Here is a 2,527-nt window from a genome sequence, read left to right on the forward strand (position 1 = left end):
GAAGGTTACATGATATCAGCCAGACTTGGAAACTATCTCATCAAATTAGTCCCCCCATAGAACCCCCTTGAGCCATCTGGCACACTTTTCTCTTTTTGTCAAATTTTATGTTAAGAAAGATGTGACTAATGGATAGCTTAATAACGAGGCATCTGATAATTTTTAACGCCTACCTACTTATGCTGTTCACATAGTAGAGAAAAAGCCAAAAACCTCCGTTATACTTAACGGAGGCTGGTTAATTAATTAACAATTTTCGGCTACAATTTCGCCCCACATTCAGGACAGAATTTATTATTCCAACTGTTAACCGCGCCACAACTGGGACAATTGAGCATTTCACAACCCCCAGTGACAATTTTCGGTAAACCAATCATACGGGCATTACTTTGGCCGGGGGCGACCATGGGATAACAATTTTCGTCCTTAGTCACGATCGCATTGACTAAAACTGGACCATCATGGGCCAACATTTCGGCAATTTTTGCGGCTAATTCCTCTCGATGGCGAATAGTAATGCCTTTAATGCCGTAAGCTTGGGCTAACAGTTCCACATCCGGCATTCCCGCTTCCATATTGGAATTAGAATAACGTTCCCCATAGAAAGCTTCTTGCCATTGACGTACCATCCCCTGCCAACCATTATTAATAATAATCGTCTTGGCATGAATATTAAATTGGGTTAGGGTGGCCAATTCCTGTAGATTCATTTGGAAACTGGAATCACCACTAATACAGATGACCTCCTCATCGGGAATAGCCACCTTTACCCCCATAGCAGCCGGTAAACCGAAACCCATCGTCCCCAATCCCGCGCTAGAAATCCAACGTCGGGGGCCATTTTTGAGGAATTGGGCCGCCCACATCTGATGCTGGCCCACATCGGTGGTATAGTAGGCGTGGGGTGCTTGACGACCCACCTCAACGATCACTTCTTGGGGGGAAAGTCTGCCTTCCGGTCGGGGTACTTGCAGAGGATAATCTTGTCGCCAGCGCTCGATCTGGGCTAACCAAGCTTGGGTGCGATCGGAATTAGTGGGATAATCAAATTCTCTGGCTTTTTGGAGTATTTGTTCTAAAACTACCCGCACATCCCCGACAATCGGCACATCAGGGGAGCGATTTTTGCCCACTTCGGCGGGGTCAATATCCACATGGATTACCTTAGCTTTCGAGGCGAATTCGTCCAATTTTCCGGTTACTCGGTCATCAAAACGAGCGCCGACGGCAATTAATAAATCACACTCGGTCACGGCAAAATTAGCGTAGGCGGTGCCGTGCATTCCTAACATTCCCACCGAGAGGGGATGATGTTCATCAAAAGCACCGATCCCCATTAACGTGGTGGTGACGGGTAACTGAAAACGTTCGGCAAACTCGGCGATTTGGGCGTGGGCATTCGCTGCGATCGCACCTCCGCCAACGTACAGTAAAGGTTTTTCGGCGGTTTCCAAGAGGTGTAAAGCGGCCTCGATTTGACGGCGATTGCCCTTAACCGTGGGACGATAGCCGGTTAGTTTCACATCTCCCGGTTCGACGGGGATATAATCGCATAGTTCTAAACCGACATCTTTGGGAATATCGACTAAAACCGGTCCCGGTCGTCCTGTACTGGCGATATGGAAGGCCTCAGCGACGATTCTCGCTACTTCCCGGGCATTTCTAGCCACATAGGAATGTTTAACAATCGGGAGAGTAATACCATAAATATCGGTTTCTTGGAAAGCATCGGAACCGATGGCCGCCCGACTCACCTGACCGGTGATAATTACCATCGGGATGGAGTCCATGTGTGCGTTAGCGATGCCTGTCACCAAATTGGTCGCCCCGGGGCCGGAAGTACCGAAACAGACCCCCACTTTGCCGGTGGCCCTAGCGTAGGCATCGGCGGCATGGGCGGCCGCTTGTTCGTGGCGCACTAAAATATGTTGTAATTCTCCCCGCTCTTCAAAGCGGTAGAGTTCGTCATAGATGGGCAGGATCGCACCACCCGGATAACCGAAGATGTGCTTAACACCATGACGTTTGAGACTGTCCATCAAGGCATAAGCCCCAGAACAACGCTGGGGAACCGTTGTTAAAGAGTCATTGGGCTTGGGAAGTGATGAAACCACAGGGCAAACCGTCCAATTTCTAATGAGAGGGATAATTGCAATTCTGTTGCCTAGGATGCAACTTGGAAAATAGCAAAATTGATAACCTTATACTTTTAGTGTATTCCATCTCACCTTTTTGGCTGCAGTTTTTTTTCTTTTTGCATCTTACCCATGCAATATCTGGGGAAGTGGGGTGTGGGGTGTGGGGTGTGGGGTGTGGGGTGTGGGGAGATGGGGTGATGGGGAAGTGGGGTGTGGGGAAGTGGGGTGTGGGGTGTGGGGTGTGGGGTGTGGGGTGATGGGGAAGTGGGGAAGTGGGGAAGTGGGGAAGTGGGGAAGTGGGTAAGTGGGGAAGTGGGGAGAAGATGATAATATTGTTGATTGAACCTGATCTTGACTTTGCACAGGAGTTTTTTGAATAGTCTTTTGAT

At 48.9% G+C, this 2,527-nt stretch carries 2 protein-coding genes; both read right to left on the reverse strand.

What is annotated here, in order from left to right; translation table 11 throughout:
• Positions 1-260 precede the first annotated feature (260 nt).
• Positions 261-2,114 (reverse strand): biosynthetic-type acetolactate synthase large subunit, encoded by a 1,854-nt coding sequence (gene ilvB / locus O9300_RS01260; RefSeq protein ID WP_287969571.1) that lies wholly within the window; start codon positions 2,112-2,114, stop codon positions 261-263.
• 147 nt (positions 2,115-2,261) lie between these two features.
• On the reverse strand, positions 2,262-2,527 hold a 266-nt coding region (locus tag O9300_RS01265; RefSeq protein WP_287969572.1), incomplete at its 5' end, for a hypothetical protein.

Origin of the sequence: Microcystis sp. LE19-195.1E (genome assembly GCF_027532095.1) — a bacterium.
Lineage (GTDB): Bacteria > Cyanobacteriota > Cyanobacteriia > Cyanobacteriales > Microcystaceae > Microcystis > Microcystis aeruginosa.